Origin of the sequence: Desulfovibrio sp. Huiquan2017 (assembly GCF_017351175.1) — a bacterium.
Classification (GTDB): Bacteria; Desulfobacterota; Desulfovibrionia; order Desulfovibrionales; family Desulfovibrionaceae; genus Pseudodesulfovibrio.
The window spans coordinates 26,463-40,225 of sequence record NZ_JAFMPN010000020.1; the positions used below are offsets into that span (position 1 = coordinate 26,463).

16 protein-coding genes and 1 tRNA gene are annotated in these 13,763 nt (G+C 57.0%); 4 read left to right on the forward strand and 13 right to left on the reverse strand.

Annotation, left to right across the window (positions count from 1 at the left end):
• Both J0909_RS16205 and J0909_RS16210 read left to right on the forward strand, forming a co-directional pair.
• Entirely contained in the window at positions 1–789 is a 789-nt protein-coding gene (locus J0909_RS16205; RefSeq protein WP_207264470.1) for an MBL fold metallo-hydrolase, read from the forward strand.
• 18 nt (positions 790–807) lie between these two features.
• Positions 808–1,194 carry a RidA family protein gene (locus J0909_RS16210; RefSeq protein ID WP_207264473.1) on the forward strand — a complete coding sequence of 129 codons (387 nt, stop codon included), beginning with the start codon at positions 808–810 and terminating at the stop codon, positions 1,192–1,194.
• A gap of 379 nt (positions 1,195–1,573) precedes the next feature.
• Here the strand turns inward: J0909_RS16210 and J0909_RS16215 are convergent.
• From J0909_RS16215 to J0909_RS16270, 12 genes are all read right to left on the reverse strand, one after another.
• A tRNA-Glu gene (locus tag J0909_RS16215) sits at positions 1,574–1,648 on the reverse strand.
• 144 nt (positions 1,649–1,792) lie between these two features.
• The gene (locus J0909_RS16220; RefSeq protein WP_207264476.1) at positions 1,793–3,175 is read right to left on the reverse strand and encodes a hypothetical protein; all 1,383 of its coding nucleotides are present in this window, start codon (positions 3,173–3,175) and stop codon (positions 1,793–1,795) included.
• Positions 3,176–3,189: 14 nt separating this feature from the next.
• The gene (locus tag J0909_RS16225) at positions 3,190–3,939 is read right to left on the reverse strand and encodes an outer membrane lipoprotein-sorting protein (RefSeq protein WP_207264479.1); all 750 of its coding nucleotides are present in this window, start codon (positions 3,937–3,939) and stop codon (positions 3,190–3,192) included.
• A 19-nt stretch (positions 3,940–3,958) separates the two neighbouring features.
• Entirely contained in the window at positions 3,959–5,212 is a 1,254-nt protein-coding gene (locus J0909_RS16230) for an ABC transporter permease (RefSeq protein ID WP_207264498.1), read from the reverse strand.
• The gene (locus J0909_RS16235; RefSeq protein WP_207264500.1) at positions 5,205–5,915 is read right to left on the reverse strand and encodes an ABC transporter ATP-binding protein; all 711 of its coding nucleotides are present in this window, start codon (positions 5,913–5,915) and stop codon (positions 5,205–5,207) included. Before J0909_RS16235 ends, J0909_RS16230 begins: the two co-directional genes overlap by 8 nt.
• Positions 5,916–5,962: 47 nt before the next feature.
• Positions 5,963–6,460: a periplasmic heavy metal sensor gene (locus tag J0909_RS16240; protein ID WP_207264502.1), complete on the reverse strand. Its 498-nt coding sequence runs from the start codon at positions 6,458–6,460 to the stop codon at positions 5,963–5,965.
• A gap of 3 nt (positions 6,461–6,463) precedes the next feature.
• Positions 6,464–6,958, reverse strand: a complete 495-nt coding sequence (locus J0909_RS16245; protein WP_353616788.1) for an anti-sigma factor family protein — start codon at positions 6,956–6,958, stop codon at positions 6,464–6,466.
• 46 nt (positions 6,959–7,004) lie between these two features.
• On the reverse strand, positions 7,005–7,553 hold the full coding sequence (locus J0909_RS16250) for an RNA polymerase sigma factor (protein WP_207264506.1): 549 nt from the start codon (positions 7,551–7,553) through the stop codon (positions 7,005–7,007).
• Positions 7,546–8,283 (reverse strand): ABC transporter permease, encoded by a 738-nt coding sequence (locus tag J0909_RS16255; protein ID WP_207264509.1) that lies wholly within the window; start codon positions 8,281–8,283, stop codon positions 7,546–7,548. The genes J0909_RS16250 and J0909_RS16255 overlap by 8 nt, the downstream gene beginning before the upstream one ends.
• Positions 8,280–9,260, reverse strand: a complete 981-nt coding sequence (locus J0909_RS16260) for an ABC transporter ATP-binding protein (RefSeq protein ID WP_207264512.1) — start codon at positions 9,258–9,260, stop codon at positions 8,280–8,282. The genes J0909_RS16255 and J0909_RS16260 overlap by 4 nt, the downstream gene beginning before the upstream one ends.
• A gap of 52 nt (positions 9,261–9,312) precedes the next feature.
• Complete coding sequence (locus J0909_RS16265; protein ID WP_207264515.1) at positions 9,313–10,074, reverse strand: sulfite exporter TauE/SafE family protein; 762 nt, start codon at positions 10,072–10,074, stop codon at positions 9,313–9,315.
• 213 nt (positions 10,075–10,287) lie between these two features.
• The gene (locus tag J0909_RS16270; RefSeq protein ID WP_207264518.1) at positions 10,288–10,575 is read right to left on the reverse strand and encodes an ArsR/SmtB family transcription factor; all 288 of its coding nucleotides are present in this window, start codon (positions 10,573–10,575) and stop codon (positions 10,288–10,290) included.
• A gap of 151 nt (positions 10,576–10,726) precedes the next feature.
• Here J0909_RS16270 and J0909_RS18455 point away from each other — a divergent pair, with 151 nt between their 5' ends.
• Positions 10,727–11,047 carry a DsrE family protein gene (locus J0909_RS18455; RefSeq protein ID WP_338670205.1) on the forward strand — a complete coding sequence of 107 codons (321 nt, stop codon included), beginning with the start codon at positions 10,727–10,729 and terminating at the stop codon, positions 11,045–11,047.
• A gap of 376 nt (positions 11,048–11,423) precedes the next feature.
• Here J0909_RS18455 and J0909_RS16280 read toward each other — a convergent pair whose 3' ends face one another.
• A complete protein-coding gene (locus J0909_RS16280; protein WP_207264520.1) occupies positions 11,424–12,365 on the reverse strand; it encodes a sulfite exporter TauE/SafE family protein in 942 nt (313 codons plus the stop codon).
• 188 nt (positions 12,366–12,553) lie between these two features.
• Here J0909_RS16280 and J0909_RS16285 point away from each other — a divergent pair, with 188 nt between their 5' ends.
• Positions 12,554–13,615: a TOBE domain-containing protein gene (locus J0909_RS16285; RefSeq protein ID WP_207264522.1), complete on the forward strand. Its 1,062-nt coding sequence runs from the start codon at positions 12,554–12,556 to the stop codon at positions 13,613–13,615.
• The last annotated feature ends 148 nt before the right edge of the window (positions 13,616–13,763 follow it).

Sequence of the window (13,763 nt, forward strand, 5' to 3'; positions counted from 1 at the left end):
ATGAGTAAAACAAAAATGCGATACCTAGGCTGGTCCAACATCCTCATTCAGGGCGAGGGGGGCGACCTCGTTTTCGACCCCTTTTTCCGGAAGATGTACGGAGCCAACTGGGCCGATCTTAACGATTACGACAAGGTCCGGGTCATATGCATCTCGCATGGGCACCATGAGCATTACCTGGATTCGCCCATCATTGCGAAAAAAACGGGGGCGAAGATCGTCTCCAGCGCGGAGGTCTGCGATCACCTGCGCAAGCACCACGGCATCCCGAACGAGCAACTCGTTCCGGTCCTGCCCTTTGAAGAGGTTGAACTGAGCGGGTTCCGCATCGTGCCGTTCGACTGGCACCACCGCCCGATTAACTACATGAACTTCTTTAAGGGGAGCGTGACCGCCGCGTTCAACTTCGTTTCCAACAACCTTCTGCGCTCCCCCTGGCGGGCCAGGTACTACGGCTTCGTGGTCAAGACGCCGCAGGGCGAGAGCCTGCTCAACCTGACCGAGGGGATGAATCCGCTTTTCTCCGACGGCGAGATCGATGTGCTCAAGCAGCGCTTCGCCCCCGATGTCCTCATTGGGGGACACCAGTTGGTCTACGAAGGGGATGTGGCCCGCTGCGTCCAGAAAAGCGGGGTCGGGCGATGCGTCCTGTATCACCCCCACGAGAAACTCTTCGGTCAGATGAAAATCCCGTCAACCCCCGTCGGAAAGGTCGAGGAAGTCGTCAGGGCAGCCGCTCCGGACGTCGAGATCAAGTTCCCGGCCCCGATGGAATCCTTTGAAATCTAAACGCAGGAGACAACAGAAATGAAGACCCAGATCACCACCGGCAACGCACCTTCGGCCATCGGTCCCTTTTCCCAGGGCATTCGGGCGGGAGAAACCGTCTACATCTCCGGTCAGCTGCCCATCTCTCCCGAAACCGGGAGCATGTGCGAAGGCTCGATCGGCGATTGTACCCGCCAATGCCTGAAGAACCTCGAAGGCATCGTCACGGAGGCGGGCGGCACGCTTGCGGACGTCGTCAAGGTTACCGTCTTTCTGACGGACATGGCCGATTTCGGCGCTGTCAACGAAGTCTACGCCGAGTTCTTTCCCTCGCCGGCTCCCGCGCGCAGCGCCTTTGCCGTTGCGAAGCTGCCGCTGAACGGGCGGATCGAGATCGAAGCCATCGCCCTGATCCCCCGGAAATAGGCATTCCCACCCCCAACTTGCGGCCCGTATGCCTCCACGGGCCGCACCCCTTCCTCCCCCCGGCGTTTTCGAAGCGCCGAAAAAGCCGCCTCCGGGCGGCCCTTTTGCGTGTGGCGTACGGTCCGTCCGTTGGAGGAATTATTGATAGTTGACCGTAAAGGTGATGAGGACTGGCCCTGGAAAAGGAGCGAGAGTTCGATTGCCCCGCCCCGGGCTCGATCGCCTGCCGGGCGTTCGCGCTGTTCCTCGACGCGGTTGATTTGGCCCCACATTCCATGGAACCGATGCGCCAGGAAGCTGGTCCCGGAAAAACGACATTTTCGGGTGACACATGAAAAGAAAAGGCCTTACGCGGCGTGCGTAAGGCCTTGTATTTCCTTGGCGTCCCCAAGGGGATTTGAACCCCTGTTAACGGCGTGAAAGGCCGTAAACAATCAACCGGAAGGTCGCTTACTTCCGTTATTTCAATGGGTTGAAAACGCCATATTTACCACAAAAACCATAGTTGCCGCTGAAAATGACACTTGGGTGACACGCAAAATTTGCCGGAAGGAGAAGCGGGAGGAATTGGTGCTCGCCCAATCGTTCGGTGTTCGACTCAGAAATAGTACACGCACCGGAGTTCGCCCCTGGCTGCGTTGAGCTTGTTGCCGAACTCGGTGTCGGAGGAACCGAGCGGCAGGATGAGCCGGGGCCTCAATTCGAAGTTGGACGTGAGCATGTAGGACGCTTCGGGGTTGAGGGAGAGGCTTCGGTCCCCGAGGTTCATGATGACGGTCGCCGTTGTCGTCAGATAGAGGATGTTGAAAGGCTCCTTTTGGGAGACTCGGAAATACAGGTAGTCCTGCCCGACGCTGCTCCGGTTGTAATCGGACGATACCTTTTTGCTTTTGTTCAGGTCGGCGGCGTTCCCCGTGGCCTGATAGGTGTCGTAGGCCGTGTGCACGTAATCGTAGTAGGTTTTCAGTTGCGAGGCGGTATACCCCTCTCCGTTGTGATAGTATTCAAGGAGATAGGTCGTCTCGTCCTCGGTCAGGTAGCGTGCGCCCAGGAGGAAGCTCCAGGCGTCGTGTTCGTGGATGCTGCTGGTCCCGTCACTATTGAAAACAGTCTGCTCATGGCCCAACCGGACCGCCGTTTCGCCGTGGATGGCGAAATTGTCGGTGATATTCGTGGCGAAGTCGATGCCGAGGGACGTATCGTAATGGTCGCCGCCCATGGCCATGACGTCTAGGTCCACATCGGCCAGCAGGAAGTAGAGTTTGCTCCCGTAGAGAACGCTTTCGTCCGTTGCCAGCCCCGTGTTCACCCGCTCCCATACGGGGACGACCACCGGGGTGAACGCCAATGTCTGCAACGGGCCGTCGAAGCTGAAGATCGCATCGGCGACGCCCATGACGTAGCCCTCGCGGCTCTGGTCCGGGTCGTCCACATCCTTCGGACGGCTGGCGAAGCTCACGGGGTTCCAAGCATATCCCTTGCCCCATTTGAGGACCTTTTTCCCGGCCTCCAGCGTGAACCGGGGGTCCGGCCTCCAGGAGGCCACGCCTTCCTCGAGCATGACTTGACCGGCCCAATGCTTGTCTTCCTTGAAAAAGCGTTCCGACGGCTCGTCAGGCTCGCTGGCCGCCGACAGGGGCAACTGGCTCCACCCGACGTCGGCACGTGGACGGGCATAGAATCCGAACGTCTCGTATTTCAGGGACATTTCGGGCTTGATCTGGAACAGCATGTCCGCCTGGAGTTCGTCCTTCGGGGAATCGAAGAAGCGTTGCTCGTACACCGCAGAATTCCTATTCATAAGACGTTCGTACATCCGAAGCTCGGCCTGCCCCCAGAACTCGAAGAGCTTTTCTTCCATCGCGGGAATATCAAAATCCGCATCGTACAGGGGCTCATCCTGGGCAAGGGCCGAAGCCGAGGCAGCCAGGATGAGCGCCAAGCAGAAGAACGGCCCGAGCCATGTACCGGCTTTCATCATTCTGCTTCCCGCCATCACTGACGAAGGGTTTCTATCCGCGGCAGGTAGTTGAGGGTGAAGACTTCATCCGAGAAGTCCCTGGCCTTCATCCGGGCGAAGATCATCACCGAGAGGTACCCCTTGTGGAGCGGGCTGTCCGTCTCGACAATGGCCGGGCGGACGAATCCGTCGCCGAAGTCGGTCATCTTCTTGAAATGCAGGGTTTTGATCAGCATCCCGGACGCCGCGAGACACTTGATCTCCGTCGGAACCAACCGGTCCTTGGCCACCAGCATCTCCAGCCTGTCATAGGCAACCTCGTTGGTCTTCGCCTTCAGGCGAAGCAAATAGGCGTCACCGCTTTCCTCCAAGGATTCGGGCGTATATTCGGCACTATAGTCTAGGCGCATGATATCGGCATTGTTGAAGATGCCACCCGTCACCGATTGGAGGCTGGTTATCCTGACCGGTTTGGCCACGCTCGGAATGTGGAGCCACATGTTGTCGCCTAGGCGCAAGGTCCCGCGCCCCTTGTCGCTGGAAGGCTCCAGGAAGACGGAGGCCACCATGTCCTGGCCTTTCTTGATGGTGTAGAGGACATATTCCCTTTTGCTCCCGTCCGGCTCGATGTTGATGAGCTTGCGGTAGGATTCGTAGCTGACCGGGGCCAGGTTGCGGTCCACGGCCAGGAGCACTTCCCCTGCATCCATGGCGGAAGCCTGATTGCCGCCGCCAAAAACAAGGCAGACGGCAGCAACGAACAGGACATATTTCAAAGAGTACATGTGCGGTATCCTCATGCGGTTATACGTGGCCGAGCGCATCGACGGGTTCCATCCGGCTTGCCTTCCACGCGGGTTGCAGCGCCGCCAGGGCGGAGGCCACCAGGACGATGGCCGACAGGAAGAGCATTTCGCCGGGGTTGATGTCCGGACGCACGATTAGGTTATCCATCCGCCCGAAGGAGAAGGCCACTCCAGCCGCCTTGAAGGCCAGCAGACCGCCCACGCCCAGGATCAGGCCGAGCGCCGTCCCCAGCACGCCCAGGAGCACGCCCTCGGCCACGAAAAGCGACATGATCGTTCCGGGGGAGGTTCCCATGGCGGCGATGGTCCCGATTTCCCGCACACGCTCGAAGACCGACATCAGCATCACGTTGAGCACGCTGATGAGGACGATGGCGACCATGACGATCTTCACCGTGACCAGCATCAGGTCGATCATGTTCGCGATATTGGAGAACGGCGACAGCTTGTCCCAGGTGTGCAGCTCGAAGGCGGGCTGCCCCTTCTTGTTCGTGAATCCGCCAAGCGTTGCCGTGAGCGACCCGGCGATGGACTTCAGCTTGTTGAAGCTGGAAACCCTGACCACGATCTCGGTGACCTCGCCCGGTTCGGTGCGCAGGAGGCTGCGGGCGTCCTCGATGTGCATGTAGGCGTCTTTTCCGCCCGGTCCCATGAGGTCTTCGATGATTCCGGCAAGCTGAAATTCCATGCCGTTTACCGAGCCGTCCTTGTTGGTGGCGACCAGCACCACGGAGTCGCCGGGCTTCATCCCCAGGCTCTTGGCCACCTTTTCGGGAATGACGACCTGACCCTTTTCGAGCAGGTCTTCGCCGGAGCCGGGGGCTCCCTGCTTCATCCTGCCGGCCAATGCCGTGCAGACGGCCATTTCCCGTTTCGGGTCGATGGCCGAAAGCCTGACGTTGGTGCTTTCCATATAGTTGCTGAGGACCGCGCCGAGCTTCAGCCTGGGCGCATACGCCTCCACGCCGGGGGTGGCGTCGAGGGTTTCCGCGATTTTCTTGTACGCCTGCCCCTTCATGTTCAGGTTGAGGGGCATGGTGTCGATGGATGAAAAATAGCCTTTGCGATGGATTTGCATGTGCCCGATAACCGAATCCGTGATGATGCCGATCATCATGGACTTGAACGATCCGGCGAGGCCCGAGAACATGACCACCATGCACACGCCGATGACGATGAGCAGGGAAGTGAGGGCGGTACGCCGTTTGTAGCGCGCCAGATTGCGCAGGGCGATCTTGAATATGTTAAGCATGGTCGTTGCCTCCCTGGATAAGCGGATTTCCGGCAAGCAGCCTGCCGTCCTCAATGCCGTGCACCACATCGGCGTGTTCGACGATGCGCGGGTCGTGGGTGGAGAAGACGAAGGTGGTCCCGTAGGTGTCCCGCATCTTTTTCATCAGATCGATGATCTTGTGGGCCGTATCATGGTCGAGGTTGGCGGTGGGCTCATCCGCCAGCACCACCTCCGGGTTGGTCACCAGCGCCCGGGCCACGGCCACGCGCTGTTTCTGTCCGCCCGAAATCTGGTCCGGCCGCTTGTCCTTCTGGTCCGTCATGCCGACGGCCTCCAGAACGGCCATCACGCGTTCCCGCCGTTCGCTCGCCGAAGTCCTGGTGATCATGAGCAGAGGGTACTCTATGTTCTCATACACGCTCAGGACCGGGATGAGATTGAACGACTGGAAGATGAAGCCGAGATGCTTGCCGCGAAAATTCGCCGCCTCCTTCTTGCCCAGTGTGTCCACCCTGGCGCCGGTCACCCGGACCTCCCCGGACGACGGCTTGTCCATGCAGCCGATGATGTTCAGCAGCGTGGTCTTGCCGCTGCCCGAAGGCCCGACGAACGTGACGAGTTTCCCTTTCTCGATAGAGACGGTGACCTGTTTCAGGGCTTCGGTTTCGACCTCCCCCGTCAGGTATTTTTTCGAAATGCCGTTCAGTTCGATCAGCGACATGGTTTTCTCCTGTATGCATGGCCCAAGGGCATTCCCCGGCCATGCCGTTAATCCCGTTCCGGTTTTCCTCCGGTCATTATCCCAAATCCGGGCCTGCGGCCTCCGTAATCCCGAATCGCCTGGATCAACCCGGAAAACTGATCCGGCCGCAACACGCTTTTCTCATGGAGCAGGAGACGAAGAACCTCGTCTTTCATGTCGCCCTGGTTCGCAAGAATCTTTTGCTGAATGACTCGGATCACCTCTTCATCGGCAACGGGTTTGTCCAGCAACTCAAGCAACTGCTTTCGCAACTGCATCGTTTCCCGGCGGATGCGGTCGGTGTTGGTCTTGAAGGCCAAGGCATAGGGCTCCAGTGCCTTCCATTGTTCGGGAGTCACCTGCACGCCTTCATACCTCGCTGCAAAAAACTGGTCACCAGAAGGGCGGGACTTTTCCAGCGGTGTCTGATTCTGCCCGGAAAAATGCTGCATCCCCCAGAACAGGATGAAAGCGACGTTCAATCCTACCGACAGGGCCAGCAAAGACCGCTTCAAATAATGCATGGTTTACAACCTCCCCCCGTCGCTGAATCCGGCCAGCACTGCGGCTTCGATCGACCCGCCGGGAGCGGCGCTCAGGGACGCGAAGACCGTTTTCTCCGTCTGCATCATAGTCCGTTCCGAAACCGGATTGCCGTGGCTGTTCCACCCGAGCAGGCCGCCCAGAAGCAGGCCTGCCGCCAAGGCTGACGCCGTGGCCGTCGACCCCAGCCACCTGCGGGCGATCACCCGGAAGCCTCCCTTTTTCGGGGTGTCGAAATACTCCCGCGAAGCCCGGGCCATGATCCGGTATCCCAGATCGCCCGGCATCTCCGGAATGCTCAGGGAAGCAAGAGGCGCATCCAATGCCTCCAACCCGGCAAGACGCTCCCGGCATGACGCACACCCGTCCAGATGACGTTCCATATCCCGCATCTCCCGTTCGGGCAGTTCCCCGTCCAGGTAGGCGGAAAGACGTGTATGGCAATTTCGGCAATGCATGTGTGTCGACCTCATTTCCATTAAACGATCCAAGTCCGGAAAACCCCCGGCTTAGACCGAAAAAAGTTCATCGTGATCCCAGTTTATCCCGCAAGGCCTCGCGTCCCCTGGACAGCAGCCGCTCGACGCCCTTCCGTGACGTTTCAAGAACAACGGCCATTTCATCATAACCGAGCCCTTCATAGTACCGAAGCACGACGGCCATGCGAGGCCTGGGAGGGAGAGCGTCCAATGCCCGGCGCACGCGGGCCGCGTTCTGGTTCATTATCAACGCCTCCTCCTGCCCGGGAGACGAATCGGCCAATTCCGGATAGTCGTCCGCCTGTTCCGTTTTTTTTCTTTTGGCATGATCCAGGCAGAGCCGGGAGATGATGACGTGGAAGAAGGTCTTGAAACGCGCGGTACGGCGATAGCGGCCAGACGCGCCGAGCAGCCTGATGAAGGCGGCCTGGACGATGTCTTCGGCATCGTTCCCGGAGCCGAGAAAACGGCAGGCAACGCCCCAGGCCCAGGACTGGTGGCGTCGGACGAGTTCCCCGAAGGCCTGCCGGTCCCCGTTGCCCGAGGCCTCCAACAGGACTTCGTCCGGGAGTTGCGATCGGGACCTATCAGGCAATCCACCGCCTCCGGATGTTTCGAAGGCTCGCCCAGAACAGCGCCGCACAGAACAGGCCGAGTACAGGCAAGTCCAGATACCATGGCAGAATGTGGCCGCCATGGACAGCACCATGCAGGACGTCGGCCCCGTAAGTCAGGGGCAGTACGTAGGACACGGGCTGGAGCAGGGCGGGCAGCCTCTCGATGGGGAAGAAGAGCCCGCACAGGAAGATCATGGGAAAACGGAAGAAGTTGGAAAAGGTCTGCGCCTCGAACACCTCGCTGACGGCCACCGCGATGAACAGTCCCTGGAACGTGGAGGCCACCGCGATGAGGATCACTGCGGGGATGAACTGCGCCCAGGCGATCTGGGCGAGGTCGGTCAGGAACAGGGCCATGATCACGGGTACAAAGGCGTTGCACACGCCGAAAAAGATCGCCCCGCTCGTCTTGGCAAGCATCAGGAGCTCAAATGACATGGGTGCCAGCAACAGCCGTTCGAAGGAGCGGTTTTTCTTCTCGAAGGTCACCGTGACCGCGAGCATGGAGGTGGTGCCGAACAGGATGGAGATGGCCACCACGCCGGGGAGTAGCTGCGGAATGCTTTCCAGCCCGCTCCCGGAGCGGATGAAGAACATGGCTGTCCACGCCAGGGGGAAGATGATGCCCCAGCTCACGTTCGGCGGTTTCAGATAGTAGGTGCGCATGTCTTTTGCCAAGATATTCCAGAAGGCGATCAGCTTGTTCATTTCTTTCCCCCCTTCATCTCCTTCTCGTGATGCATGGCACCGGATTCTATGCCCGTTATCTGCACGAAAACATCCTCAAGCGAGAGGCGTATCCGACGCGCTTCCGTGACCGTGAATCCCTGTTCCTCGATTCGGCGCACCAACGGCCCCACATGCACGGGGGAGTCCGATTCCACACGGATCGACTGTTGCTCGGGGGGCGAGATAACCAGCGAGGGGAAGGCCTGGCTCAACCCTTCACGAACCTTTTCCGTCAAGGCCTCCTGGCAGGTGATTTCGAGGACATGCCGTCCTTGCAGGGGCTGGATCAGGTGTTCCACCGAGTCAACGCCGACGATGCGCCCGGCAACGATGAAGGCGATGCGGTCGCAGAGCCGTTCGGCCTCCTCGATGTAGTGGGTGGTCAGGAAGATGGTCGTCCCGGCCTGATGCAGGTCGGCCACGAGCTGGCGTATCTGGCGTCCGCTGGCCACGTCGATGCCCGTGGTGGGTTCGTCGAGGAACAGGATGTCCGGCCGGTGGATGATGCCCGCCGCGATGGTGAGCTTCCGCTTCATCCCCTTGGAGTACCCGCCGAACTTTCGGTCGGCAGCCTTGACGAGATCGAAATCGCGCAACAGCGCCTTTGCCCGTTCCCGGCGCTCGTCCTTCCGGATGCCATACAGCGATGCGCAGAAACACAGGTTCTCGAACCCGGTCAGCTCGGGGTAGAGGTTGCTCTCGTCGGGAACCACGCCGATCAGGTGCTGGGCGACCCTCGGGCTTTGGGTGCAATCGACGCCGCACAGTCGAATGTTCCCGGAATCCGGGCGGGCCAATCCGGTGAGCATGTTGATGGTCGTGGTCTTTCCAGCCCCGTTCGGCCCGAGAAATCCGAACAGCTCTCCCCGCTCCACGGCGAAGGATACGCCGTCCACGGCCTGCACTCCTTCAAACCGCTTGCTCAGGCCTTCGACCGCTATTGCTTCGTTCATCATCAGGATGGACCTCCCGAACCGATTCTTGTTTTGATCTGTTTCGGCGTATTCATCAAACCCCATAAAAACCCTGATGCAACAGCTTGGCGCACAATCCGAACAGGAGCAGGCTGAACAGGAGCCTGACCGTCCGGCCCGTCAGCCTGGTACTCATCAGCCTCGCTCCGGCCTGACCGCCGAGAAAGGCGACCACCGCCGCAGGTAACAGGAAATACCAATCGACCTCCCCCATGGATGCGTATCCCAGGAATCCGGTGAGCGAGGAGAAGCAGACGATGAAGGTGGATGAAGCTGCAGCCGTCTTGGTCGGAATTTTCAAGAAGAAGATAAGCAAGGGGACGATGAAGACCCCGCCTCCGATTCCCAGCAACCCGGCCATCAGGCCGATGACCGCGCCGATAATCGCCCCGCCGATAATTTTGGTTGTTCTTGCCCGCTCCACCGTCCGGTCGTCGCCCTTGGGCGAAAACAGCATGCGCACCGCCGCCAGAAAGAGAATGACGGCCACGATCATCAGGAACGGTTTCGTTTCGATCCGGGTGTTCAGGTAAGCGCCGATCGGCGCGGCCGCTGCGGAAAACAGGATCAGCGGGATCGAAAGGGAGAAATCGACCATCCCCTTTCGCGAATAGGCGTACGCCGCCGATCCCGCAGCCGTGAGGTTCAGGAACAGGGATGCGGCGGCCGCCTCGCCCTTCGCCATGCCCAGAAGCACGAACAGCGGCGAGAAGACAAGCCCGCCGCCGAGACCGACCATGGTCAGCAGGAGTGAGATGAAAAATACGCCTGCAAGCAAGACAACGGGTAGGCTCATATGCGGTCCTTGACGATGTGTTCAGGCGATTGTTCGCAGCTGGCCGGGGACTCCGAGCGCCCACCCTGGCTGGTGTATCGCTTCAATCTGTTGATCGGGAAAAGTCGAGTCGCGCCGGCTTCGGAATATCTGCGGGTCCCGAACGAATTGCTTCCCAGGCAATCTTTCGGCACGAGTTGCGGGTTTCTCCACAGGCTGTCTATTCATACCATTTCACAACAAATTTGGCATGCTGAACACCCCGTTCGCGAGGGACCGCAATTCCGTCATGGTCTGCCGGTTAATCCCGTAATGCACGAAATAGCCCTGCTTGTCCGCAACAACGAGGTCCGCATCCCTCAGGATGCGCAGGTTCTGGGATACGGCTGAAGGAGTGACGCCCAGCCTCTTCGCCAAGGCGTTTACGCACAAAGGGCCGCCTTTCAGCAGCTCCAGTATCCGTATGCGAGTGCCGACCGAGAGGACTTTGAACATACTGGCTTGTTTTTCAAAATTGACCATTGGTTCCTCGATGTGATAAAGAATCTATGCATATACTTATTTAAAAATGGTGTAAAGTCCACCATTCCCAACAATGGTCTCGCCGAGGTTTTTGTTCAACTTGGAATGGAAATAATCTATACTTAGGCAATGTCAAATAGAAGGAGTCTCTATACAAGTCTTGATCATTCTTTCCAGCAACGACCCGGAAGTGAAATGGAACACTGTCCGTTTCGGCAACTTCCTGTTGAATGAGGGCGAGGACGTCACGTTGTTCCTGAACGCCAGCGCCGTTGATTTGTATGCGGGCGATTCGGATACATTCCCGATCGCCGAACAGGCGAAGATGTTCGCCCTGAGTGAGGGCGTGCTGGTAGCCTGAGGGAAGTGCCTGAGCATCCACGGTGTGGATGAAAGCGAATACGTCAAGTTGTCCAGCCTGAAATTCCTGTATGCGGAAATGATAAAGGCAGACAGGATTCTCAACTACTAGATGAAATATAGAAGGAGCCTTGAAAAAGGCGTCGCCATGTTTCAGAAAATTCAGTTCCCTCACATTTTAAATGTGGTGGGCACTTAATTGCATCGTGTTCTACCGCAACAGGTTATACTACTTTTTGTTTGTCATCGCATAGATGTAATTCTTAAGCTCAATCTGAAAACTTAGATGACAACGGCAATCCGACTTTTGACCATCCTGGCACAGATGGTTCTCCGGGCATTTGTTGCATGCATTAATTTCTTCAAGAAGCCGCCGAATGTGATCGGGATCGTGGCTTTCGCCAATTTGCTTGAGAATGTCGTCAGCGTTTCTCTTTGTACACATAGCATCGCCTCCCGGGGAGAAACGGATTGCCGGTTTATATTGGTCAATATCCAAAAAAGTTTAGAATGTATTTGATCGCAGTAAACACCATGACGCCAGACAGCATCCACTTGATGGCCTTGGCTGGCACAAACTTTTGGCATCGAGCCCCAAGATACATCCCCGCCATTCCTCCCGCTCCGAACAGTATTCCCAACAGCCAGTCGGGAGCCACGGAAAGGTTTGGGTAGAAAGGTGCGATGGCTTGGTAAAAAGCGACGCCTGCAACCGATGTGACAAAGGTTCCCATCAGTGCGGCACCTGCGACGATATAGACTGGAAGCTCGAAAAAAGTAATAAAGAACGGGGCGATTATTGATCCCCCTCCTATCCCGTAAATCCCCCCCACTATGCCGACAATGAAACTGAGAAGAAAAATTCCCCAGAATGAAACGTCATAGGCTTCCCCGTAGAACGTGAACCCGAGTCGCTTTAGATTGAAACAAGTGACTGTCGTGGCGGGCGCGGGCGCCGCCCCCTTCGGACTAGTGTTTCGTTTGACCATTTCCCGAAAGCGTGCTTCGCTTTCCCTCTTGGCCCCGCCATTTGAGTTCCCCAGCACGTCCCTCACCATTTTAAACCCGATATATAGGAGCACACAGGCGGTAAACAGCTTGAAATGCTTCGGGTCCGGCAAATAATGCACCCTGACCATGGCGCCGATAAAGACACCTGGCAGCGTGCCGAGGACGACGATCCATGTCAGCGGCCACACCATTCGCCCCTCGCGCCAGTAACGATATACTCCGCTTGGGATGGCAACGACATTGAACACCTGGTTGGTGGCGCTGACGGATGGATTCGTATACCCGATGAAGGACATCTGAAACGGCAAGAGCAGAAAGGCACCGGAAACGCCGCCCATTGAGGTGAAAAAAGAAATGACGAACGCCACAAAAGGTGGAATCCAGAGCGCGACTTCGATATCAGCAGTTTGGAAGTACATGGAATCGACCGCCTTTTTGTGATAACATTTGTCAACAGTCACGGAAGTGTCTATATTCGTGACAGTAAAGTTTCGGCAAGTCAATACCAATGTGAGCGAGGTCGAATGATTATCGTCGGGCTTTCTTCAAGCTGCCATGGTATTTTCAGGGGCAAGCAGCAACTCTCAGCAATCAAAGGCTCTTAGTAATGACAGGTTTCAACCGAAGTGATGATGGACGGATTCTTTCCATTGCGGAAGGAGAGGAGTGCCTGAGCCACTCCCAACTGAATCGATTGGAGGATTCTTTCCGGGAGTGGGCTGGAAAATCAAAACGCGACGATGTTCGTTTGTCCAGACTAAGCGTTTTGCTCATTTTCCTTCTGGTCAGGTATACGGGCGCAAAGTTGAGCGAAGTATTATCGATCAACATACATACCGATCTCGATTGGGCTCGCCATCTGGTGATTTTTCGTTCGAATGGGAATGAGAGAGCGGAACCGAGGGAAGTTCATATTTCACGATCTCTTGCCGACGAGATCAGGGGGAAGATCGAAACCTTGAAATCTCACAAGGAGTCAGAAAGACTGCTTGATTTGGACCCTGGTTTTGTTCGGCGCAAATTTTATGAACGGGCTTTGGAATGTGGGTTTCCAAAGCGGCTGGGCGGTCCGGAAGCCATCCGCAAGGCGAGAGGCGTGGAGTTGATGCAAAGCAACATCCCCTTGCCCGCTGTGCAGATGATGCTGGGGCACTCCACCCCCAATCTCACCTCGTCCTATGTCGCGTTCTCCAAGGATGAAATTCAAGCTGTTGCTCAGCGTTTTCTGGAAAAGGAATCCGGCCGCAAAACAAGCGCACGAAATAGTTTTTTTGGAAAAGTGTCAGAAATCTTGAGGGGCGACATACAAACACGCGTCGTTATGGAAACCCTAGAAGGGAACTCCATCATCACCGTAATCACGAATGACAGTTTGGAGCGGCTTGGCTTGAGCTTAGGCAGATTGATCACAGCCGAGGTAAAGGCTCCGCTGGTAATCTTGCATGGCGGTGAAGCATCTCCGAAATGCAGCACGGAAAACAGACTCAGGGGAGTGGTGACCAGAATAACCAATGGAGAGGTCAACACGGAATATATCGTCAAGATTTCTGAAACAACTGAAATATGCGCCCTTGTCACTTCCTCCCCAAGCTCACCCTTTGAATTAAATGTTGGAGACTGTGCATGGGCATTGTTTAATTGTTCCGCCGTGGTGCTTCACGTTGACTGATGACCTCCTGCCGATGGTTTCCTCGATTTGTATTATACAAGACTACAAGGGCTTTTCTGGGAGCCACCCCTTGAAGTCTGCTTAAAATAAACTGGACTCTTAAGAGACGTTGCGCCGCACGTTGAATTGGCATTTGCGGGTAAAGACA